The organism is Psychromarinibacter sp. S121, assembly GCF_049801035.1.
Lineage (GTDB): Bacteria > Pseudomonadota > Alphaproteobacteria > Rhodobacterales > Rhodobacteraceae > Psychromarinibacter.
Genome location: NZ_JBNAGE010000003.1, coordinates 1 through 18,432, shown reverse-complemented (window position 1 = coordinate 18,432; position 18,432 = coordinate 1). Strand labels below are relative to the sequence as shown.

Genomic DNA, 18,432 nt, shown 5'->3' with positions numbered 1-18,432 from the left:
GTTCAAGGGCTCGGGAAACAGACGGGGCGACCGTTCAGGCCGCCCCTTCCGTAGCCTGCGGGGAGGATCAGTAGATCGTGTCGATCGACTGGCCAAGCGCCATGGCGCCGGCATATTCGGTCTGGATTTCCTTCTGCAGCGGGTGATAGCGCGCCGCCTGAATGTCGCGGAACAGTCGCTCCAGCTCGGCCTTGCGGTAAAAGCCCGCGCCGCCCGCCAGTTCCATCGACTTCTCGACGCAGCGGATCGCGTTCTCCTCGACCAGCCGGCGACCCGTCATCACCTGATTCACGGTTTCCGCCGAGGGCGCGTTCAGGTCCACCGTGGCGATCATGTGCTGGTGCGCCAGCCGACAGGCCGTCAGCGCCGTGTCCATCTCGCCCGCACGGGCGCGCGTCACCGGCGATGCGGTGCGGCCCGAGGCGATGCCGACCGCGATGTCGCGGGCGCGTTCGGCGACGCCAAGATAGGCGGCGTAGATCAGCGGGAAGGCGATGGTGCCCAGCATGAAGAACAGCGGATGCCATTGCCCGGCGGGGCGCTTCACCGGCACCTTGTCGGCGGGGACGAACAGACCGTCGATCATCACGTCGTGCGATCCGGTCGCCCGCATGCCCAGCGTGTGCCACGTGTCGAGGACGGACACCTCGGGCGCGGCCATCGGACAGGGGAAGTGGATGACCTTCGCGCCGTCGTCTTCGTCGACCACCGCCGAGGTCATCAGGATATCGCCCGCCGGTGCGCCCGAGACGAACATCTTGCGGGCGGTAACCTTGTAGCCGCCTTCGACCGCCACCGCCTTGCCCGAGCCGCCGATCCAGTCGCCGCCGCCCGAGGACAGCAGGACAAGGCGCTCGGCGGCGATGCGCTTCAGCAGCGGTTCGACCATCGGGACGGCGGCAGGCTGGTGGTGCCAGCGCCATGCCGGGAAGGCGACCTGATGCGAGTGCATCGAAAAGGCCAGCGCGGTCGAACTGCACCCATGCGCGAGGCGACGAATGATGTCGCAAAGGGCGCGTACATCTGCGCCGCCGCCGCCGAGTGCTTCGGGGACACCTGCGGTGATCAGGCCCTCGGACTTCAATTGATCGTAGTGGCTGGCGACGAAACAGTCGCCGCTATCGTTCTCGGCGGCGGATTTCGCGAAGCCGGCGGCAAGCCGGTCTGCGATCGCGCCAAAATCCTTGCGGGCCGTGGTGGCGTCCTGCGCCGGTGCGTCCATGATAGTCATTTCGGTTCTCCCAATATCTGAATTCGATAAGGGGAGAATCGCAGGAGAAACCGAATTGCGATAGTTCAGGAACTGTACCAGCGTGGCGAGGCCCCCTTCCGGACCCCTTGTTTCTTTGGTCGAAATGGCCCCGCGCGAACCGGACCACTTCTGTTTCGGAACCTGCGGGCGCGGCGGGCCGAACCGGTGGCCCTAGGCCTCGTCAGCGCCGGGAATCAGGCTTGCGCCGTCGCGGCTGCCGGTCGGGCCGCCCATGCCACCGTCCGGCGGAGGGCCACCGGCGGTCTCACCCCCCGGGGGCGGACCCGACGGACGGTCGCCGCCGGGCATGCCGACATCCTGCGACACGGCATCGGGGCTGACCCCGACGATCAACTGCACGACATAGCCGTCCGACTGTTCCTTCACGTCGGCGAAGGCGGCATAGCTGGCCTGCTGGGCGATCCCGTCGATCGAGTTCACCGTATCGCGGGTGCCGTCACGCAGGTAGGGCATGGCGTGATCGTAAAGGTATTCCGACAGCGCGTCCGGGAAGAAGATCTGCCCGGTGAGGATGTTGGTCTCGTCCAGCCAGACCTTGTAATGAATATGGGTCGTGCGGCCCCGGTACCAGCCGGGGTAGATCGTATCGAACTCGACCAGCCCGGTGTCGTCCGCCATCTGGGTGCCCCGCAGGAAGGTCTCGCCCGTTTCGCTGGACTGACCGGCCTCGCCGCCCCCGAAGGAGGAATAGACCCCTTGCGCGTCGCAGTGCCAGACGTCGACCCGCGCGCCGGGGATCGGGGCGCAGGAGGCATCGACGACCTGCATGCGCAGCAGAACCGGCACGCCTTCACGATCCTCGCGGATATCGCGGCGCACCAGCACATCGTCGAGGTAATAAGGACCTTCGGTCACCTCGGGCATGACCGAACAGACGTCGGTGTCCGGCAACAGGTAGGGCGTATCCTGTGCAAGCAGCGCGCGGGGCAGCATGGTGCCGGTGGCGGTGACCGCGATGCCGACAAGGGCGCCGCGGCGGCTGATGGGTTTGGTCAGGGACATGACCGCTCCTTTCGATTTCTGTCTTCGGGGGTCTAACGCGCCAAAACCCGCATTCCGTCGCAGAAAGGTCCGCGTGGCGATATGCACCCCGCACATGGCTCCATGCTCTTCTTTAGAATTGATCTAAATCAAAGCTTGAAGGCGTGAAGCGCATAGCCTCGGGCGGGCGCGCGAACGGTTCCGACTCGGGAGATCCAGATGAGATCCAAACTCGCCGTCCTTGCCGCGACCACAGCCTTGGCGACCGGTTCGTTCGCCACCACGGCCGCTGCACAGGAAACTACAACAGAAGAGCTACGCGAATGGGCGCTGGAGATGTTCCAGCCCCTGCCCTCTACAACACCAGCCATCGCCGACAACCCCGCCTCGCCCGAGAAGGTCGAGCTGGGCAAGGCCCTGTATTTCGACCCGCGCATGTCGGCTTCGGGGGTGTTTTCTTGCTACTCTTGCCACAACCTCGCGACCGGGGGTGACGACAACCTCGAAACGTCGGTGGGCCACGGCTGGCAGAAGGGTCCGCGCAACGCGCCCACGGTGCTGAACGCCGTGCTCAATATCGCCCAGTTCTGGGATGGCCGCGCCAGCGACCTGAAGGAACAGGCCAAGGGCCCGGTTCAGGCCGGTGTCGAAATGGCCAACACGCCGGACAACGTGGTCGCGATGCTGAACTCGATGCCGGCTTACGTGTCGATGTTCGAAGCGGCATTCCCTGACGAGACTGACCCCGCAAGCTTCGACAACATGGCGAAAGCGATCGAGGTCTTCGAGGCCACGCTGATCACGCCCGCACCGTTCGACGCGTGGCTGAATGGTGACGATGCCGCGCTTGACGCCGACGCGACCGCGGGGCTCGAACTGTTTATGGACAAGGGCTGTATCGCCTGCCACGCCGGCGTGAACCTTGGCGGGCAGGATTACTACCCCTTCGGCCTTGTCGAGAAACCGGGCGCCGACGTTTTGCCCGAGGGTGACAAGGGCCGGTTCGCGGTCACGGAAACCGTGGATGACGAGTATGTGTTCCGCGCCGCGCCGCTGCGCAACATCGGCGTGACCGCGCCCTACTTCCACTCCGGCAAGGTCTGGGATCTGGAAACGGCGGTGGAAATCATGGCGGAAAGCCAGTTGGGCGAGCCGGTAACCGAGGAAGAAGCCGGGCTTATCGTCGCTTTCCTGCAATCGCTGACCGGCGAGGTGCCGGATGTGACGGTGCCGGTGCTGCCGCCCGAAACCGCCGACACGCCACGACCGGTCTACATGCAGTAGCCCTGCCTTAACGATCCGCATGGGTCCGGACCTTGTCCGGGCCCACGCTTGCCGTTCGGCGTATCAGGGAACCCGGCGCGGTTCGTGGGCGAAGATCGACAGCTTCAGCCAGCCCTGCACCTGCCGCGCGAGGGTCGGATCGCCTTCGATTTCGATGCTGCCCGCGTCGAGCTCTTCTGACAGTTTCGACAGCCCCATCCACACCGACGTCATCGCGCGCAGGTCGGCGTCGATCAGCACGTCGACCTCGTGGCCCGGATCGTCGCGGCACAGGTCGATGGCCTCTGGCTCGACCAACAGCCACCAGTCCTGCAGCAGACGGTCGAGGCCGCGATACTGGAACTGAATCGTACAGCGCGCGGCGGGCCTCGGATCCGGTTCGAAGTTGCGGCGGATGTCCCACATCAGCAGGGACGGATCGAGATTGCGCAGGGACAGACGCGACTCGACCCAGCGCTGGCCCCAATTCCCGATGCCGACGATCAGGGGGCGCAGTTCCTCGCCTGCTTCGGTCAGCCGGTACTCGGCCTTGCCGCCCTCGCCGGGGACGGTCTGGACGACACCGGCAAGCTCCAGCTCTTTCAGCCGTTTCGATAGTAGCGACGGCGACATCTTGGGCACGCCGCGCCGGATGTCGTTGAAACGGGTGCTGCCGCACAAAAGCTCGCGGACCACCAACGGTGTCCAGCGGGTGCAGAACACCTCGGACGCCATCGCGACCGGGCAGAACTGGCTGTAGAGGTTGGCGACTTCCATGCGGCACCTCCCCCGCAGAAACGCGGTTGACCCTTGGTCAACCTACGCCGCACCTGCGCAATGGCGCAACAGCGATGCCGCTTATTGGCCCGTGACGTTGATCACGCCCACCGCGTCGAAGCCGCTGAGGACCGAATCCACCGCGACGGTGGCAAGAATGATGCCCATCACCCGGCTGACGATGTTGGCGCCGGTGTTCCCGATCAGGCGCTTCAGCGGCGAGGCCAGCAGCAACACGCTGAGCGTCACGCCCAGCACCAGCAAAAGCAGGCCGCCGGTGATCACCTGATCGTGGATCGAGTGGCGGTGATTGTCGGTCAGGATCACCACCGCCAGCATCGCGCCGGGCGACGCGATGGACGGCATCGCAAGCGGATAGACCGCGCCGGCGAGATGGTCCTTTTCGGCGGCTTCGATCTCTTTCTCCGATTTCGACTCGCCGAAGATCATGGTCATCGCGAACAGGAACAGGATGATCCCGCCCGCAATCTGGAAAGACCCAAGCCCCAGCCCCAGCCCTTCCAGCAGCAACTGCCCCGCAACGAGGAACAGCAACAGCACCCCCGCGGCCACCAGCACCGCGCGCACGGCGATCCGCCAGTGCAGCCGTTCCGGCACGCCCTGAGTCGCGAAATAGAACACCGGCAGCGTCCCGATCGGGTCGATCACCACGAACAGCGTGATGAACTCGCGAACCAGAGCGGCGAGGCTGAGTTCCGGCAAGGGCGGCTCCTTTCAGGGGCGGGTGACTGATCGTTTTTCGGGCGCTTCCGCGCGCCGGATGAACCACGACACGCGTCCGCAGTCTAGCGCGATTGCACCGCCCGGCGACAGGTGGTTTACCAGTCCCATTAGATGTCGCTGCTGCCCCTTTTTACGCGACGGAATACCCCTTTTTCTTGCTCTGCTCGGGAATCGCTTTGAAACTGCCCCTTCTCCGTCTCATTCCAATGTTTCGTTCCGCCGATAACAAAGCGGAGTCGACCATGTCAAAAGGCTGGACGATCAACGAAAGTGATGACTGGTGGGTCCAGATGACCGCCGTCACGGCGGCAGAGCCCGCCCACCTGAACGCCATCGCGCAGACGCGCGACTGGGCGCTGGAGGACGAGGGTCAGCAAAAGGTGCTGCTGACCATGGCCGCACACCCTGCCCTGTCGCTGGTGTCGGCGGTGTACCTGTACCAGATGTTCCCGGTGGCGGAGCTTTCCGAGCCGGCGTCGGACGACGCCGAGCGGCGGATGCGGGCCGGTATGCTGTCTGTCCCGACCGCGCTGCGGGACGGGATGCGAAAAAACGCCTACAAGCATGACCCCGACGGGTTCGTGGATCTCGACCGTTGTGCCGGCGTGGTTGCCTTTGCCGACGGGCTGGAACGGGACGACACGGGCGAGTGGTCGGTGCCGGAACAGGCCGTGCGCCAAGCCGCGGCGCTGATCCGGTGGCGCAGCGCGCTGCGTCGGCCCTCTTGTGCCGTCGGCGCCGGGGTCCAGCACGACGCCCGAAGCGACCGGGCCGCCTGGAAACGGCGCGAGCCTGACGTGAAAGCCTACCTGCGGTCGCCGCTGCGGGGGCGTGTTCGTCTGCACCCGACGCATCCGCTGGCCTACGTAGAGCGCATGTTCATCAAAGGCCGCCAAAGCGCCGACCCGTCCGAGCGGAACCGCCAGCCCTGACGGCCAATAGACCCGATCCAGACCGAGCGAAAAACGAAAAACGCCGCGGATGAACCGCGGCGTTTTCAATTCTTCAAGATGCGAAGGTCGGCTTAGCCGCGCTCTTCGACGATCTCCACAAGGTGGGGGATCTTGGCGACCATGCCGCGGATCGCGGGGGTGTCTTCCAGTTCCCGGGTCTTGTGCATCTTGTTGAGGCCCAGCCCGATCAGCGTCTTGCGCTGGACTTCGGGGCGACGGATCGGCGAGCCGATCTGCTTAACAACGATGGTCTTGGCCATGGATCAAGCCTCCTCGGCGACTTGCGACGATTCCTGCGGCACGTCGTCCCGCTTGGGCAGGATGTCGGCCACTTTCTTGCCGCGGCGCTGCGCAACCTGACGGGGGCTGGATTCGCTTTTCAGCCCGTCGATGGTCGCACGGATCATGTTGTAGGGGTTCTGGGTGCCGATCGACTTGGCGACGACGTCCTGAACGCCCAGCATCTCGAACACGGCGCGCATCGGACCACCGGCGATGATACCGGTACCGGCGGGCGCGGTGCGCATGACGACGCGGCCAGCGCCGTGACGGCCGAAGACGTCATGGTGCAGGGTGCGGCCTTCGCGCAGCGGCACGCGGATCATTTGGCGCTTGGCTTGCTCGGTGGCTTTACGGATGGCCTCGGGGACCTCCTTGGCCTTGCCCTTGCCAAAGCCGACGCGGCCCTTCTGGTCGCCCACGACGACGAGCGCGGCGAAACCGAAACGCTTACCGCCTTTGACGGTCTTCGAAACGCGGTTGATCGCGACAAGGCGATCGGCGAATTCCGGAGCTTCATCGCGCTCGCGACGGTTGCCCCGCTGGTTGGGTTCTCTGGCCATGCGGCCTCCTTGTACGTGGCGCACCGGGCGCCGGTCAGATCCAATCCAGGTGAGCCGTTGGCTCCCGGATCATCGGGGCGGACAAGCCGCCCGCATAGGTCGAAGGGCGCGCAAGACGCGCGCCCGCCGTGATCAGAACTTCAGGCCGCCTTCGCGGGCCGCATCGGCCAGCGCTTTGACCTTGCCGTGAAACAGGAAGCCACCACGGTCGAAGTAGCATTCCTCGACACCGGCTTTCTTGGCGCGCTCGGCAATCGCGGAACCCACCTTGGCGGCGGCTTCGACGTTGTTGCGGCCCACGACACCCAGGTCCTTCTCCATCGACGAAGCCGAAGCCAGGGTCACGCCCTGAACGTCGTCGATCAGCTGGACGCTGATGTTCTTGTTCGAACGATGAACCGACAGGCGCACGCGCCCGGCGTTCATCTTGCGAAGCTTGTTCCGGACGCGCAGACGGCGCTTCTGGAACAGTTCCCGTTTGGAAAGTGCCATTTATCCGGTCCTTACTTCTTCTTACCTTCCTTGCGGAAGATATATTCGTCTTTGTACTTGATGCCCTTGCCCTTGTAGGGCTCCGGCTTCCGCCACTCGCGAATCTTCGCCGCGACTTCGCCGACACGCTGCTGATCGTTGCCTTCGACAATGATCTCGGTCGGTTTCGGCGTGGTGACCGTGATGCCCTCGGGGACATCGAAGTTCACCTCGTGGCTGAGGCCGAGCGACAGTTTCAGGACGTTGCCCTGAGCCTGCGCACGATAGCCGACGCCGTTGATCTCGAGCTCTTTCTTGAAGCCCTCGGTCACGCCGGTCACCAGGTTCGCGACCTGGGTGCGGGACATCCCCCACTGCTGCTTGGCACGCTTGGAGCTGCCGCGCGGAGTGACGGTGACGGTGTTGTCCTCGACCGCGATGTTCACATCATCGGTCGCGGTGAAGCTGCGGGTGCCTTTCGGCCCCTTCACTTCAACGGTCTGGCCGGACACCTTGGCTTCTACGCCAGAGGGCAGCTCGACCGGTTTTTTCCCAATACGAGACATCAGCCCCTCCTTAGAAGACCGTGCAAAGCACCTCGCCGCCAACGTTCTGGCTGCGGGCGTTTGCATCCGACATCACGCCTTTCGACGTGGAGACGATCGAGACGCCGAGACCCTGACGGACCTGCGGGACGTCCTTGACGCTCATGTAGACCCGGCGACCGGGCTTGGAGACGCGCTTGAGTTCACGAATGACCGGGGTGCCTTCGTAGTACTTCAGGCTGATTTCGATGGCCGGGTGGCCGTCGACGGTCGTCGTGGGTTCGTAGCCGCGGATGTAACCTTCGTCGGTCAGCACATCCAGGACCCAGGCACGCAGTTTCGAGGCGGGGGTGACCACGGTGGATTTGCCGCGCAGTTGCGCGTTCCGGATCCGGGTCAGCATATCTCCGAGAGGATCGTTCATTTCATACCCTCCTTACCAGCTCGACTTGACCATGCCGGGGATCTGCCCGGCGGAGCCCAGTTCACGCAGCATGATCCGCGAGACCTTCAGCTTACGGTAGTAAGCGTGCGGACGTCCGGTCAGCTGGCAACGGTTGTGAAGACGGGTGGCCGAGCTGTTGCGCGGCAGTTTGGCAAGCTTCAGGGAAGCGCGGAAACGCTCTTCCATCGGCTTGGATTCGTCGTTCACGATCTCTTTCAGCGAGGCGCGTTTGGCGGCGTACTTGTCCACCAGCTTCTGGCGCTTCTTCTCGCGTTCGATCATTGCTTTCTTAGCCATGATGTGTCGCTCCTTAAGCGGTGAACGGCATGTTGAAGTGCTTCAACAGCGCCTTTGCTTCCGCGTCGTTCGACGCGTTGGTGGTGATGATGATGTCCATGCCCCAGACCTCGTCGACCTTGTCGAAGTCGATTTCGGGGAACACGATGTGTTCCTTGAGGCCCATCGCAAAGTTGCCACGGCCGTCGAACGACGGCTTCACGCCGCGGAAGTCGCGGACGCGCGGCAGCGCGATGGTGATCAGGCGATCCAGGAATTCGTACATCTGGTCACCGCGCAGGGTGACTTTCGCGCCCAGCGGCATGTCTTCACGAACGCGGAAGCCGGCGATGGACTTCTTGGCGATCGTGGTGACGGCCTTCTGACCGGCGATCTTGGTCAGGTCTTCCTGAGCCGATTTCGCCTTCTTCGAGTCCTTCACGGCCTCGGCGCCACAGCCGATGTTCAGAACGATCTTCTCCAGCGAGGGGATCTGCATGTCGTTCTTGTAGCCGAACTCTTCCTTCATCGCGCCACGGATGGTGTCGCGGTAAAGGGTGCGCAGGCGGGGGGTGTAGTTCGCAGCGTCCAGCATCAGATCACGTCTCCCGTGGTCTTGGCGAAGCGGACTTTCTTGCCGTCTTCCATCTTGAAGCCGACGCGGGTCGCTTTGCCGTTTGCATCGAGGAAAGCCAGGTTCGACAGGTCGATGGGCATCGCCTGCGGACGACGGCCGCCCTGCGTGGTCTGGGTCTGCTTGGTGTGGCGGATCGCGACGTTGATGCCTTCGACCACGGCCTTACCGGCTTTCGGGTCGACAGAGACGATCTCGCCTTCCTTGCCCTTGTCCTTGCCGGACAGGACGACGACCTTGTCGCCTTTTTTCAGTTTAGCGGCCATCTTACAGCACCTCCGGGGCGAGCGAGATGATCTTCATGAAGTTCTTGGCACGCAGTTCGCGCACAACCGGCCCGAAGATACGGGTACCAACCGGCTCACCTGCGTTGTTCAGGATCACGGCGGCGTTGCGGTCAAAGCGGATGGCGGTGCCGTCTTCACGACGGACTTCCTTGGCGGTGCGCACGACGACGGCCTTACGGACGTCACCTTTCTTAACGCGGCCGCGCGGGATGGCTTCCTTCACGGAGACGACGATGATGTCGCCCACCGAAGCGTACTTACGCTTGGAACCACCCAGGACCTTGATGCACTGAACTTTCCGGGCACCGGAGTTGTCAGCGACATCCAGATTGGTCTGCATCTGGATCATTTGGTTTCTCCCGACCTATGGGGGTTGGTCTTGTTCTACCCCCCAGGGTTTCGATCAAACCGGATGGTGGGACCTTAGGCGGTCACCACCTCCCAGCGTTTCGACTTCGAGACCGGCGGGCATTCTTGAATGCGCACGGTATCGCCGACCTTGAATTGGTTTTCCGGATCGTGAGCCCGGTACTTCTTGGACTTCCGAACGGTCTTGTGCAGCAGCGGGTGCTTGAAGCGACGCTCGACCGAGACGGTGACCGTCTGGTCGTTCTTGTCCGAGGTGACGGTGCCTTGCAGGATACGTTTGGGCATAGTCTTACGCCTCCGACGCGGCGGCCGCCGCTTTTTCGTTCAGGATGGTCTTAACGCGCGCAACGTCGCGCTTCACCGAGCGCATGCGCGCGGTGCTTTCGAGTTGGCCCGAAGCCTGCTGAAAGCGCAGGTTGAAGGCTTCTTTCTTGAGATCGGACAGCTGATCGCGCAGCTGGTCCGGCGTCTTGTCACGCAGTTCCTTGGCATCAAGTGCCATGTCGTCTTCCTTTCAACATCACCGGAGCGCCCCTTGGCCGGGTTACGCTGATTCCGGTGGAGTTCGTGATAGAGCGGCCCCATTACGCCCCGAGGGCGTGTTTGGCAACCCCCTTGGCGGGGAATGCGGGTGTTTTGACCAATCTGGCTAAGGCGCAGAGGTCTGGTGCCGTCCGCCCCGCCCCCGTGGGGCCGTGCTGCACTTCGCACGATCACCCCAGCTTTTGCATCGGGGCGAGATGGTACGCGGGCACTTTCCGGCTTCGCCGGACCGGCGCTTATTCCCACTTATAGTTGAAGCTCACCGAGATCCGGTCGTCTTCCGACATATTCATCGGCACCTCGTGCCGCAGCCAGCTTTCCCACAGCAGCACGTCGCCAACGGCGGGCTTCACGTAGATGAATGGCTTCAGGTCCTCGTCCGCGCCCTTCAACCGCGTCGGCGCGGCCATCATCATCGGCAGGCGCGGGTCTTCCAGCTTCAGGGCGGACGTCCCTTCCGGCATCGCGACATAGGTCGTGCCCGAGATCACCGAATGCGGATGTATGTGGCTCGAATGGGTCCCGCCCTCGGGCAGGATGTTGATCCAAAGGTCTTCCAGCACCAGCGCCTTGTCGCCCAGATCGAAGGCAAGGTTCTCGGCAAACGCCGCGACGTGGGCGTCGAGGCACTTCACGACGTCCGCGAAGATGGGGAACCGCCACGGCAGATCGGTCAGCGAGGCATAAGAGGTATAGCCGGGATAGTCGTTCTTCTCGCACCACTCCTGCCCCGCCTCGTCATCCTCGGCGATGGTGTAGCACGACGCCAGCAACTCGTCCTGGTCGACGGCCCCGCCAAGATCGGACAGGCCGGCCTGGTACAGGCGCGTGGCGAAGAGAGAGCGGATCGTGAACATGGCGGCCTCATGGGTTCGGGTCGGGACGATCCATAGGCGATGCGCCCACAAAAGGAAAAGGGCGGGATTACCCCGCCCTTCCGATATTTCGTAGGATGGGGTTCTACCCCATCCCCGCTTACCAGTCTTCGCGCTGAACGATACGCGACTTGATCGGCAGCTTCATCGCGGCAAGGCGCAGGGCCTCGCGGGCGATCGGCTCCGACACACCGTCGAGTTCGAACATCACGCGGCCGGGCTTGACCTTGCAGGCCCAGTAATCGACCGAACCCTTACCTTTACCCATCCGGACTTCGGTGGGCTTCGAGGTCACCGGGGTATCCGGGAAGATCCGGATCCAGACACGGCCCTGACGCTTCATGTGACGCGTCATGGCACGACGAGCGGCCTCGATCTGGCGGGCGGTGATGCGCTCGGGCTGGATGGCCTTAAGACCAAACGTGCCGAAGTTCAGGTCGGAACCGCCCTTGGCTTCGCCACGGATCCGGCCCTTGTGCATCTTGCGGAATTTTGTGCGCTTCGGTTGCAGCATCTCTCAAACTCCTCAGTTGCGACGATCGCGGTCGCGACCACCGCCGGCGCCACGGGGCGCGGGACCTTCCTGGAGCTCCGCCTGACGACGATCGCGAGCCGACGGGTCGTGCTCCATGATCTCGCCTTTGAAGATCCAGACCTTGATGCCGATGATGCCGTAGGGCGTTTCGGCTTCGACGGTCGCATAGTCGATGTCGGCGCGCAGGGTGTGCAGCGGCACACGGCCTTCGCGATACCACTCGGTCCGGGCGATCTCGGCGCCGCCAAGGCGGCCCGCGACGTTGACCCGGATGCCCAGGGCACCCATCCGCATCGAGTTCTGCACCGCGCGCTTCATGGCGCGACGGAACGAGACACGACGCTCCAGCTGCTGAGCGATCGAGTCGGCCACCAGACGGGCGTCCAGCTCGGGCTTGCGAACCTCGACGATGTTGAGGTGCAGCTCGCTGTCGGTCATCTTCGCCAGCTTCTTGCGCAGGGTTTCGATATCGGCGCCTTTTTTGCCGATGATCACGCCCGGACGCGCAGTGTGGACGGTCACCCGGCACTTCTTGTGCGGGCGCTCGATGATGACGCGGCTGACGCCGGCCTGCTTGCATTCCTTCTCGATGAACTCACGGATCGCGACGTCTTCGAGCAGGAGGTTGCCGTAGTCTTTGGTGTCGGCGTACCAGCGGCTGTCCCAGGTGCGGTTCACCTGCAGACGCATGCCGATCGGATTGACTTTATGACCCATTAGGCTTGCTCCTCGACCTGGCGGACCTTGATGGTAAGCTCCGAGAACGGCTTGTGGATCTTGCCGAACCGGCCACGTGCCCGCGGACGGCCACGCTTCATGATCAGGTTCTTACCGACCCAGGCTTCGGCGACGATGAGTTCATCGACGTCCAGGCCGTGGTTGTTCTCGGCGTTGGCGATCGCGGACTGAAGGCATTTCTTCACGTCCTCGGCGATCCGCTTGCGGCTGAAGGTCAGGTCGTTCAGAGCCTTGTCGACCTTCTTGCCACGGATCATCGCCGCAACCAGGTTCAGTTTCTGCGGGGAAGTACGCAGCATGCGCAGCTTCGCCATCGCTTCGTTCTCCGCCACGCGGCGCGGATTCTTTTCCTTACCCATGACGCTTACTTCCTCTTGGCTTTCTTGTCGGCCGCGTGACCGTAGTAGGTCCGCGTCGGCGAGTATTCACCGAACTTCTGGCCGATCATGTCTTCGGTGACCAGCACGGGAATGTGCTTCTTGCCGTTGTAGACGCCAAAGGTGAGGCCCACGAACTGCGGCAGGATGGTCGAACGACGCGACCAGATCTTGATGACTTCATTGCGGCTCGATTCACGAGCCTTCTCGGCCTTCTTGAGGACATAAGAGTCGACAAAGGGGCCTTTCCAAACTGCACGTGCCATGAATTAGCGCCCCTTCTTCCTGGCGTGACGGCTGCGAATGATGAGCTTCGACGACGCCTTCTTGCGGCTGCGGGTCTTCGCACCCTTGGTCGGCTTGCCCCACGGGGTCACCGGGTGACGACCGCCCGAAGTCCGGCCTTCACCACCGCCGTGGGGGTGATCGATCGGGTTCATGACGACACCGCGGACGGAGGGACGCTTGCCATAGTGACGCATCCGGCCCGCTTTACCGAAGTTCTGGTTCGAGTTGTCGGGGTTCGACACGGCACCGACGGTGGCCATGCATTCCTGGCGGACCATGCGCAGTTCGCCCGAGGACAGGCGGATCTGAGCGTAGCCACCGTCACGGCCGACGAACTGGGCATAGGTGCCCGCGGCGCGCGCGATCTGGCCGCCCTTGCCGGGCTTCATCTCGACGTTGTGGACGATGGTACCGATCGGCAGGCCCGAGAACGGCATCGCGTTGCCCGGCTTGATGTCGGCCTTCGCCGCGGCGATCACCTTGTCGCCGACGCCAAGACGCTGCGGGGCCAGGATGTAGGCCTGCTCGCCATCGGTGTACTGCACCAGCGCGATGAACGCGGTACGGTTGGGGTCATATTCGATGCGGACGATCACGCCTTCGACGTCAAACTTGTTCCGTTTGAAGTCGACGATGCGGTAGAGCCGCTTCGCTCCGCCACCACGGCGGCGCTGGGTAATACGTCCGGTGTTGTTCCGGCCGCCCTTCTTGGTCAGACCCTCGGTGAGGGACTTGACAGGACGTCCTTTCCACAGCTCCGAACGGTCGATCAGCACCAGCCCGCGCTGGCCCGGCGTCGTCGGCTTGTACGACTTGAGTGCCATGCTTTCTGTCTTCCGTTTAGCAATGCAGACCTTTGCGGCCCGCTATGTTTGGGCGCTTCGTTATGTGGATGAAGCGCCGAGGTATAGGGCCCCGAAGGTCCCCGGTTTTCTGTTCTTGCGAACAAATACAAAGCCCCGGACGAATCCGGGGCGTTGCGGATGACCCCCTTTAAGGAAAGTGCCCCCGGGGGTCAAGGCCAATGCGGGTGGGCTGCCCTGGCCGGCCGGGCCTCAGCCGCCCGACATCTCGCGGCGGCGCATCGGCATCGCGTCGATCGTAGCGAACAGCGCGTCCGGGCTGACCGGCTCGGCGCTGTTGATCTTCACGCCACCGTCCTTGCCGACCAGAACCATTGCGAAGCCGTCGACCTCCAGCCCCTGCCGGATCGCGCCCTGCTGTTCGGGCGCCGTGTCGGTCAGCACGACAATGTCCCGGTCTTCCAGCGCCGGGGCCACTGCCGCCAGTTGGTCGCGCGCAGCGGTATAAGTGCCGTCATCTTCGCCCGCGCCGAACAGCAGAACGACCCGCTTGTCCCACCGATAGCTGTTCAGATCGGAGACTGCCGGATCGAGGGGGCGGAAGATCTCCGGCCCGCTGGATTGCGCCGCGGCGGCAGAGGCCAGCGTGGTTGCGCCAAGCGCGATGGCGAGAGGAGTAAGAAGTGTACGGAAGGCGGGCATGTTGGTGTCTCCGGGTGTCTGTGTGTCTTGGGTTCCCTTGGTCTACGCATGATGGGCGGTTTGCGTTCAATCATCTCACGGCGGGTTGAAGATGTGGTGTGTCGGGACTGGTCGGTGTTCGCGCCGGGGATGGGGTGTAACCCCATCCTACGGGGCATCCATCAAGGGCCGCGCTTCCAGAACAAAATCGCCGCTCGGACACAGGAACGAAAAAGGGCCCCCGCAGTTGCGAGGGCCCTTTCTAATCCGTTGGGTGGGTTTTCAGCCCACCGACCGGTTCAAAGACCGGTCGACACGTCGATCGTGTTGCCCTCTTCGAGGGTCACGTAGGCTTTCTTGACGTCTTTCCGCTTGCCGGGACGGCCGCGGAAGCGCTTGACCTTGCCTTTGGTGATGGTGGTGTTGACCGCCTTCACCTTGACACCGAACAGGCCTTCGACCGCTTCGCGGATCTGCGGCTTGGTCGAGGCCATCGCCACTTCGAAGACAACCGCGTTGGCTTCGGAAGCCATGGTCGCTTTCTCGGTGATGATCGGCTTGCGGATCACGTCGTAGAGTTCTGCTTTGCTCATTTCAGGCGAGCCTCCAGGGCTTCGACACCGGCTTTCGTGATCACCAGGGTGTCACGGCGCAGGATGTCGTACACGTTGGCACCGACCGAGGGCAGCACGTCGAGACCGTCGATGTTCGCCGCGGCGCGGGCAAAGCCCTCGTTCACGGTCGCACCATCGATGATCAGCGCGCGCTTCCAGCCCAGCGACTTGATCTGCTTGGCCAGCGCGGCGGTCTTGCCCTCGGACTCGGCGGAGTCGAGGATGACCAGCGAACCTTCCTTGAGCTTCGCCGACAGCGCGTGCTTCAGACCCAGCTTGCGGAATTTCTTCGGCAGGTCGTGGGCGTGGCTGCGCGGGGTCGGACCCTTGTAGATACCACCCTTCCGGAAGATCGGCGCGTTGCGGTCACCGTGGCGAGCGCCGCCGGTGCCTTTCTGGCGGTAGATCTTCTTGGTCGAATAGCTGGTCTCGGACCGGGTCTTGACCTTGTGCGTGCCCTGCTGGTCACGCGCGCGCTGCCAGCGCACGACGCGGTGCAGGATGTCGGCGCGGGGCTCCAGGCCGAAGATCTCGTCATCGAGATCCACGGAACCGGCAGCGGCGCCATCCAGTTTGAGGACGTCGGTCTTCATTTCTCTTCGCCTCCTTCCGAAGCGGCGTCGTCACCACCTTCGGACTTCTCGGCCTCGATCGAGGCTTCGGCTTCTTTCAGCGCGGCTTCCTCGGCGGCGGCCTGCTCGGCGGCAAGGCGTTCGGCTTCGGCTGCCTCGGCGGCGGCGGCTTCCTCAGCGGCCTGAGCGGCGAGACGCTCGGCTTCCTCGGCGGCCGACTTCAGCGCGGCGGGATAGATCACGTTCTCGGGCGTCGGCTTCTTCACCGCGTCCTTGATGGTGACCCAGCCACCCTTGTGGCCCGGCACGGCGCCCTTGACCATGATCAGGCCACGGTCGGCGTCGGTCTTGACGACCTGCAGGTTCTGCGTGGTCACGCGGGCAGCGCCCATGTGGCCGGCCATCTTCTTGCCTTTGAACACGCGACCCGGGTCCTGACACTGACCGGTCGAGCCGTGCGAACGGTGGCTGATCGACACACCGTGCGAGGCGCGCAGACCACCGAAGTTGTGGCGTTTCATGGCACCGGCGAAGCCTTTACCGATCGAAGTTCCCGACACGTCGACGAACTGACCTTCGAAGTAATGGTTCGCGGTGATTTCCTCGCCCACGTTGATCAGGTTCTCGGGGGCAACCCGGAACTCGGCGATCTTCCGCTTCGGTTCGACCTTGGCGGCGGCGAAGACGCCACGCATCGGGGCCGAGGTCCGCTTGGCCTTGGCGGTTCCGGCACCAAGCTGAACGGCGCTGTAGCCGTCCTTCTCGACGGTGCGCGTCGCCACGACCTGCAGCTTGTCCAGCTGCAGAACGGTGACCGGCACCTGCTTGCCGTCTTCCTGGAAGATACGGGTCATCCCGACCTTCTTTGCGATAACTCCAGAGCGCAACATTGTCCGTTACCCCCCTTAAACCGAGATCTGCACGTCGACGCCGGCAGCCAGGTCGAGCTTCATCAGCGCGTCCACGGTCTGCGGGGTCGGGTCCACGATGTCCAGAAGGCGCTTGTGGGTACGGATTTCCCACTGGTCGCGCGACTTCTTGTCGACGTGCGGACCGCGCAGAACGGTGAACTTCTCGATCTTGTTCGGCAGCGGGATCGGCCCGCGCACCTGGGCGCCGGTCCGCTTGGCGGTGTTGACGATTTCCTGCGTGCTGGCATCCAGCACACGGTAATCGAACGCCTTCAGGCGGATACGGATGTTTTGGCTTTGAACTGCCATTTTCTTTTCCTTTTCAGTTGAGAGGAGGGGCGGTTCAGCCGCCCCTCTTCGAACCGGTTTCAGCCCGAAGGCCGGTGGTCCGGGCTTTCGGCGACCCCGTGGGGTCGCCCGCCGCCCGTACGGCGAGTTTGCTCAGGCCTGGGCCGTTGCTTACTCGATGATTTCCGACACGACGCCGGCGCCGACGGTGCGGCCGCCTTCACGGATGGCGAAGCGCAGGCCGTTTTCCATCGCGATCGGCGCGATCAGTTCAACCGTGAACGACACGTTGTCGCCCGGCATCACCATCTCGGTGCCGTCGGCCAGGGTCACGGTGCCGGTCACGTCCGTGGTCCGGAAGTAGAACTGCGGACGGTAGTTCGCGAAGAACGGGGTGTGACGGCCACCTTCCTCTTTGGTGAGGATGTAGGCCTCGGCCTTGAACTTCGTGTGCGGCTTCACCGAACCCGGCTTGCAGAGAACCTGGCCACGCTCGACGCCTTCACGGTCGATACCGCGCAGCAGCGCGCCGATGTTGTCGCCGGCTTCACCGCGATCCAGCAGCTTGCGGAACATTTCCACGCCGGTGCAGGTCGTCTTCTTGGTGTCCTTGATGCCGACGATTTCCAGTTCGTCGCCCACGTTCACCACGCCACGCTCGACACGGCCGGTCACAACGGTACCGCGGCCCGAGATCGAGAACACGTCTTCGATCGGCATCAGGAACGGCTGGTCCACAGCACGCTCGGGGGTCGGGATGTACTCATCGACGGCGGCGAGAAGTTCCTTGATCTTCTCTTCACCGATCTCCGGGTTGTCGCCGTTCATGGCGGCCAGAGCCGAACCCGCGATGATCGGAATGTCGTCGCCCGGGAACTCGTACGAGCTCAGCAGTTCGCGAACTTCCATCTCGACCAGCTCGAGCAGTTCCTCGTCGTCCACCTGGTCGACCTTGTTCAGGAACACGACCAGCGCCGGAACGCCGACCTGACGGGCCAGCAGGATGTGCTCGCGCGTCTGCGGCATCGGGCCGTCAGCGGCGTTCACGACCAGGATCGCGCCGTCCATCTGGGCGGCACCGGTGATCATGTTCTTCACGTAGTCGGCGTGGCCGGGGCAGTCGACGTGTGCGTAGTGACGGTTCTCGGTCTCGTATTCCACGTGAGCGGTCGAGATCGTGATGCCGCGGGCCTTCTCTTCCGGCGCGCCGTCGATCTGGTCATACGCACGGAAGTCACCGAAGTACTTCGTGATGGCCGCCGTCAGCGTCGTCTTGCCATGGTCAACGTGGCCAATCGTGCCGATGTTGACGTGCGGTTTGTTACGTTCAAACTTTTCCTTAGCCAT

29 protein-coding genes are annotated in these 18,432 nt (G+C 63.6%); 2 read left to right on the top strand and 27 right to left on the bottom strand.

The window, feature by feature from the left end:
- Positions 1-67 precede the first annotated feature (67 nt).
- Both ACP156_RS13810 and ACP156_RS13805 read right to left on the bottom strand, forming a co-directional pair.
- Entirely contained in the window at positions 68-1,231 is a 1,164-nt protein-coding gene (locus ACP156_RS13810; protein WP_425051936.1) for an acyl-CoA dehydrogenase family protein, read from the bottom strand.
- 192 nt (positions 1,232-1,423) lie between these two features.
- Complete coding sequence (locus ACP156_RS13805) at positions 1,424-2,275, bottom strand: intradiol ring-cleavage dioxygenase (RefSeq protein ID WP_425051935.1); 852 nt, start codon at positions 2,273-2,275, stop codon at positions 1,424-1,426.
- Between the two features lie 198 nt (positions 2,276-2,473).
- Between ACP156_RS13805 and ACP156_RS13800 the strand changes: the two genes are divergently transcribed.
- On the top strand, positions 2,474-3,538 hold the full coding sequence (locus ACP156_RS13800; RefSeq protein ID WP_425051934.1) for a cytochrome-c peroxidase: 1,065 nt from the start codon (positions 2,474-2,476) through the stop codon (positions 3,536-3,538).
- Positions 3,539-3,601: 63 nt separating this feature from the next.
- Here ACP156_RS13800 and ACP156_RS13795 read toward each other — a convergent pair whose 3' ends face one another.
- Both ACP156_RS13795 and ACP156_RS13790 read right to left on the bottom strand, forming a co-directional pair.
- Positions 3,602-4,294, bottom strand: a complete 693-nt coding sequence (locus ACP156_RS13795; protein WP_425051933.1) for a winged helix-turn-helix transcriptional regulator — start codon at positions 4,292-4,294, stop codon at positions 3,602-3,604.
- Between the two features lie 81 nt (positions 4,295-4,375).
- A complete protein-coding gene (locus tag ACP156_RS13790) occupies positions 4,376-5,017 on the bottom strand; it encodes a MarC family protein (RefSeq protein WP_425051932.1) in 642 nt (213 codons plus the stop codon).
- 263 nt (positions 5,018-5,280) lie between these two features.
- Between ACP156_RS13790 and ACP156_RS13785 the strand changes: the two genes are divergently transcribed.
- A complete protein-coding gene (locus ACP156_RS13785) occupies positions 5,281-5,970 on the top strand; it encodes a hypothetical protein (RefSeq protein WP_425051931.1) in 690 nt (229 codons plus the stop codon).
- A gap of 92 nt (positions 5,971-6,062) precedes the next feature.
- On the opposite strand, the gene rpmD is transcribed toward ACP156_RS13785, so the two are convergent.
- The 23 genes from rpmD to tuf form a co-directional block, all read right to left on the bottom strand.
- Positions 6,063-6,251, bottom strand: a complete 189-nt coding sequence (gene rpmD / locus ACP156_RS13780; RefSeq protein WP_425051930.1) for a 50S ribosomal protein L30 — start codon at positions 6,249-6,251, stop codon at positions 6,063-6,065.
- A gap of 3 nt (positions 6,252-6,254) precedes the next feature.
- A complete protein-coding gene (rpsE, locus tag ACP156_RS13775) occupies positions 6,255-6,833 on the bottom strand; it encodes a 30S ribosomal protein S5 (RefSeq protein ID WP_425051929.1) in 579 nt (192 codons plus the stop codon).
- A 132-nt stretch (positions 6,834-6,965) separates the two neighbouring features.
- On the bottom strand, positions 6,966-7,325 hold the full coding sequence (gene rplR / locus ACP156_RS13770) for a 50S ribosomal protein L18 (RefSeq protein WP_425051928.1): 360 nt from the start codon (positions 7,323-7,325) through the stop codon (positions 6,966-6,968).
- A gap of 11 nt (positions 7,326-7,336) precedes the next feature.
- Complete coding sequence (gene rplF / locus ACP156_RS13765) at positions 7,337-7,870, bottom strand: 50S ribosomal protein L6 (RefSeq protein WP_425051927.1); 534 nt, start codon at positions 7,868-7,870, stop codon at positions 7,337-7,339.
- Between the two features lie 10 nt (positions 7,871-7,880).
- A complete protein-coding gene (gene rpsH / locus ACP156_RS13760; RefSeq protein ID WP_425051926.1) occupies positions 7,881-8,273 on the bottom strand; it encodes a 30S ribosomal protein S8 in 393 nt (130 codons plus the stop codon).
- Positions 8,274-8,285: 12 nt separating this feature from the next.
- Positions 8,286-8,591: a 30S ribosomal protein S14 gene (gene rpsN, locus ACP156_RS13755; protein ID WP_425051925.1), complete on the bottom strand. Its 306-nt coding sequence runs from the start codon at positions 8,589-8,591 to the stop codon at positions 8,286-8,288.
- A gap of 13 nt (positions 8,592-8,604) precedes the next feature.
- Positions 8,605-9,165 carry a 50S ribosomal protein L5 gene (gene rplE, locus ACP156_RS13750; protein ID WP_425051924.1) on the bottom strand — a complete coding sequence of 187 codons (561 nt, stop codon included), beginning with the start codon at positions 9,163-9,165 and terminating at the stop codon, positions 8,605-8,607.
- Positions 9,165-9,470, bottom strand: a complete 306-nt coding sequence (rplX, locus tag ACP156_RS13745; RefSeq protein ID WP_275633322.1) for a 50S ribosomal protein L24 — start codon at positions 9,468-9,470, stop codon at positions 9,165-9,167. The genes rplE and rplX overlap by 1 nt, the downstream gene beginning before the upstream one ends.
- Before the next feature lies 1 nt (position 9,471).
- Positions 9,472-9,840 (bottom strand): 50S ribosomal protein L14, encoded by a 369-nt coding sequence (gene rplN / locus ACP156_RS13740; RefSeq protein ID WP_137793019.1) that lies wholly within the window; start codon positions 9,838-9,840, stop codon positions 9,472-9,474.
- A 74-nt stretch (positions 9,841-9,914) separates the two neighbouring features.
- Positions 9,915-10,145: a 30S ribosomal protein S17 gene (rpsQ, locus tag ACP156_RS13735; protein ID WP_425051923.1), complete on the bottom strand. Its 231-nt coding sequence runs from the start codon at positions 10,143-10,145 to the stop codon at positions 9,915-9,917.
- 4 nt (positions 10,146-10,149) lie between these two features.
- Positions 10,150-10,362, bottom strand: a complete 213-nt coding sequence (gene rpmC, locus ACP156_RS13730) for a 50S ribosomal protein L29 (protein WP_425051922.1) — start codon at positions 10,360-10,362, stop codon at positions 10,150-10,152.
- A gap of 277 nt (positions 10,363-10,639) precedes the next feature.
- On the bottom strand, positions 10,640-11,260 hold the full coding sequence (locus ACP156_RS13725) for a 2OG-Fe(II) oxygenase family protein (RefSeq protein ID WP_425051921.1): 621 nt from the start codon (positions 11,258-11,260) through the stop codon (positions 10,640-10,642).
- A 118-nt stretch (positions 11,261-11,378) separates the two neighbouring features.
- Positions 11,379-11,792 (bottom strand): 50S ribosomal protein L16, encoded by a 414-nt coding sequence (gene rplP, locus ACP156_RS13720; RefSeq protein ID WP_425051920.1) that lies wholly within the window; start codon positions 11,790-11,792, stop codon positions 11,379-11,381.
- 12 nt (positions 11,793-11,804) lie between these two features.
- Entirely contained in the window at positions 11,805-12,530 is a 726-nt protein-coding gene (rpsC, locus tag ACP156_RS13715; RefSeq protein WP_275633316.1) for a 30S ribosomal protein S3, read from the bottom strand.
- Positions 12,530-12,910, bottom strand: a complete 381-nt coding sequence (rplV, locus tag ACP156_RS13710; RefSeq protein WP_425051919.1) for a 50S ribosomal protein L22 — start codon at positions 12,908-12,910, stop codon at positions 12,530-12,532. The genes rpsC and rplV overlap by 1 nt, the downstream gene beginning before the upstream one ends.
- A gap of 5 nt (positions 12,911-12,915) precedes the next feature.
- Positions 12,916-13,194, bottom strand: a complete 279-nt coding sequence (gene rpsS / locus ACP156_RS13705; protein ID WP_425051918.1) for a 30S ribosomal protein S19 — start codon at positions 13,192-13,194, stop codon at positions 12,916-12,918.
- A 3-nt stretch (positions 13,195-13,197) separates the two neighbouring features.
- The gene (rplB, locus tag ACP156_RS13700; protein ID WP_425051917.1) at positions 13,198-14,040 is read right to left on the bottom strand and encodes a 50S ribosomal protein L2; all 843 of its coding nucleotides are present in this window, start codon (positions 14,038-14,040) and stop codon (positions 13,198-13,200) included.
- A 231-nt stretch (positions 14,041-14,271) separates the two neighbouring features.
- The gene (locus ACP156_RS13695) at positions 14,272-14,721 is read right to left on the bottom strand and encodes a DUF4174 domain-containing protein (RefSeq protein WP_425051916.1); all 450 of its coding nucleotides are present in this window, start codon (positions 14,719-14,721) and stop codon (positions 14,272-14,274) included.
- 278 nt (positions 14,722-14,999) lie between these two features.
- The gene (locus ACP156_RS13690; RefSeq protein ID WP_425051915.1) at positions 15,000-15,293 is read right to left on the bottom strand and encodes a 50S ribosomal protein L23; all 294 of its coding nucleotides are present in this window, start codon (positions 15,291-15,293) and stop codon (positions 15,000-15,002) included.
- A complete protein-coding gene (gene rplD / locus ACP156_RS13685) occupies positions 15,290-15,907 on the bottom strand; it encodes a 50S ribosomal protein L4 (RefSeq protein WP_425051914.1) in 618 nt (205 codons plus the stop codon). The genes ACP156_RS13690 and rplD overlap by 4 nt, the downstream gene beginning before the upstream one ends.
- Complete coding sequence (gene rplC, locus ACP156_RS13680) at positions 15,904-16,776, bottom strand: 50S ribosomal protein L3 (RefSeq protein WP_425051913.1); 873 nt, start codon at positions 16,774-16,776, stop codon at positions 15,904-15,906. Before rplC ends, rplD begins: the two co-directional genes overlap by 4 nt.
- 15 nt (positions 16,777-16,791) lie before the next feature.
- Positions 16,792-17,106 carry a 30S ribosomal protein S10 gene (rpsJ, locus tag ACP156_RS13675; protein ID WP_224813467.1) on the bottom strand — a complete coding sequence of 105 codons (315 nt, stop codon included), beginning with the start codon at positions 17,104-17,106 and terminating at the stop codon, positions 16,792-16,794.
- Between the two features lie 150 nt (positions 17,107-17,256).
- The coding region (tuf, locus tag ACP156_RS13670) for an elongation factor Tu (RefSeq protein WP_425051883.1) at positions 17,257-18,432 on the bottom strand (1,176 nt) is incomplete at its 5' end.

Coding starts and splice junctions, on each gene's coding strand:
- ACP156_RS13810 (WP_425051936.1), bottom strand. CDS start 1,231: ATGACTATCATGGACGCACCGGCGCAGGACGCCACCACGGCCCGCAAG.
- ACP156_RS13805 (WP_425051935.1), bottom strand. CDS start 2,275: ATGTCCCTGACCAAACCCATCAGCCGCCGCGGCGCCCTTGTCGGCATC.
- ACP156_RS13800 (WP_425051934.1), top strand. CDS start 2,474: ATGAGATCCAAACTCGCCGTCCTTGCCGCGACCACAGCCTTGGCGACC.
- ACP156_RS13795 (WP_425051933.1), bottom strand. CDS start 4,294: ATGGAAGTCGCCAACCTCTACAGCCAGTTCTGCCCGGTCGCGATGGCG.
- ACP156_RS13785 (WP_425051931.1), top strand. CDS start 5,281: ATGTCAAAAGGCTGGACGATCAACGAAAGTGATGACTGGTGGGTCCAG.
- rpmD (WP_425051930.1), bottom strand. CDS start 6,251: ATGGCCAAGACCATCGTTGTTAAGCAGATCGGCTCGCCGATCCGTCGC.
- rpsE (WP_425051929.1), bottom strand. CDS start 6,833: ATGGCCAGAGAACCCAACCAGCGGGGCAACCGTCGCGAGCGCGATGAA.
- rplR (WP_425051928.1), bottom strand. CDS start 7,325: ATGGCACTTTCCAAACGGGAACTGTTCCAGAAGCGCCGTCTGCGCGTC.
- rplF (WP_425051927.1), bottom strand. CDS start 7,870: ATGTCTCGTATTGGGAAAAAACCGGTCGAGCTGCCCTCTGGCGTAGAA.
- rpsH (WP_425051926.1), bottom strand. CDS start 8,273: ATGAACGATCCTCTCGGAGATATGCTGACCCGGATCCGGAACGCGCAA.
- rpsN (WP_425051925.1), bottom strand. CDS start 8,591: ATGGCTAAGAAAGCAATGATCGAACGCGAGAAGAAGCGCCAGAAGCTG.
- rplE (WP_425051924.1), bottom strand. CDS start 9,165: ATGCTGGACGCTGCGAACTACACCCCCCGCCTGCGCACCCTTTACCGC.
- rplX (WP_275633322.1), bottom strand. CDS start 9,470: ATGGCCGCTAAACTGAAAAAAGGCGACAAGGTCGTCGTCCTGTCCGGC.
- rplN (WP_137793019.1), bottom strand. CDS start 9,840: ATGATCCAGATGCAGACCAATCTGGATGTCGCTGACAACTCCGGTGCC.
- rpsQ (WP_425051923.1), bottom strand. CDS start 10,145: ATGCCCAAACGTATCCTGCAAGGCACCGTCACCTCGGACAAGAACGAC.
- rpmC (WP_425051922.1), bottom strand. CDS start 10,362: ATGGCACTTGATGCCAAGGAACTGCGTGACAAGACGCCGGACCAGCTG.
- ACP156_RS13725 (WP_425051921.1), bottom strand. CDS start 11,260: ATGTTCACGATCCGCTCTCTCTTCGCCACGCGCCTGTACCAGGCCGGC.
- rplP (WP_425051920.1), bottom strand. CDS start 11,792: ATGCTGCAACCGAAGCGCACAAAATTCCGCAAGATGCACAAGGGCCGG.
- rpsC (WP_275633316.1), bottom strand. CDS start 12,530: ATGGGTCATAAAGTCAATCCGATCGGCATGCGTCTGCAGGTGAACCGC.
- rplV (WP_425051919.1), bottom strand. CDS start 12,910: ATGGGTAAGGAAAAGAATCCGCGCCGCGTGGCGGAGAACGAAGCGATG.
- rpsS (WP_425051918.1), bottom strand. CDS start 13,194: ATGGCACGTGCAGTTTGGAAAGGCCCCTTTGTCGACTCTTATGTCCTC.
- rplB (WP_425051917.1), bottom strand. CDS start 14,040: ATGGCACTCAAGTCGTACAAGCCGACGACGCCGGGCCAGCGCGGGCTG.
- ACP156_RS13695 (WP_425051916.1), bottom strand. CDS start 14,721: ATGCCCGCCTTCCGTACACTTCTTACTCCTCTCGCCATCGCGCTTGGC.
- ACP156_RS13690 (WP_425051915.1), bottom strand. CDS start 15,293: ATGAGCAAAGCAGAACTCTACGACGTGATCCGCAAGCCGATCATCACC.
- rplD (WP_425051914.1), bottom strand. CDS start 15,907: ATGAAGACCGACGTCCTCAAACTGGATGGCGCCGCTGCCGGTTCCGTG.
- rplC (WP_425051913.1), bottom strand. CDS start 16,776: ATGTTGCGCTCTGGAGTTATCGCAAAGAAGGTCGGGATGACCCGTATC.
- rpsJ (WP_224813467.1), bottom strand. CDS start 17,106: ATGGCAGTTCAAAGCCAAAACATCCGTATCCGCCTGAAGGCGTTCGAT.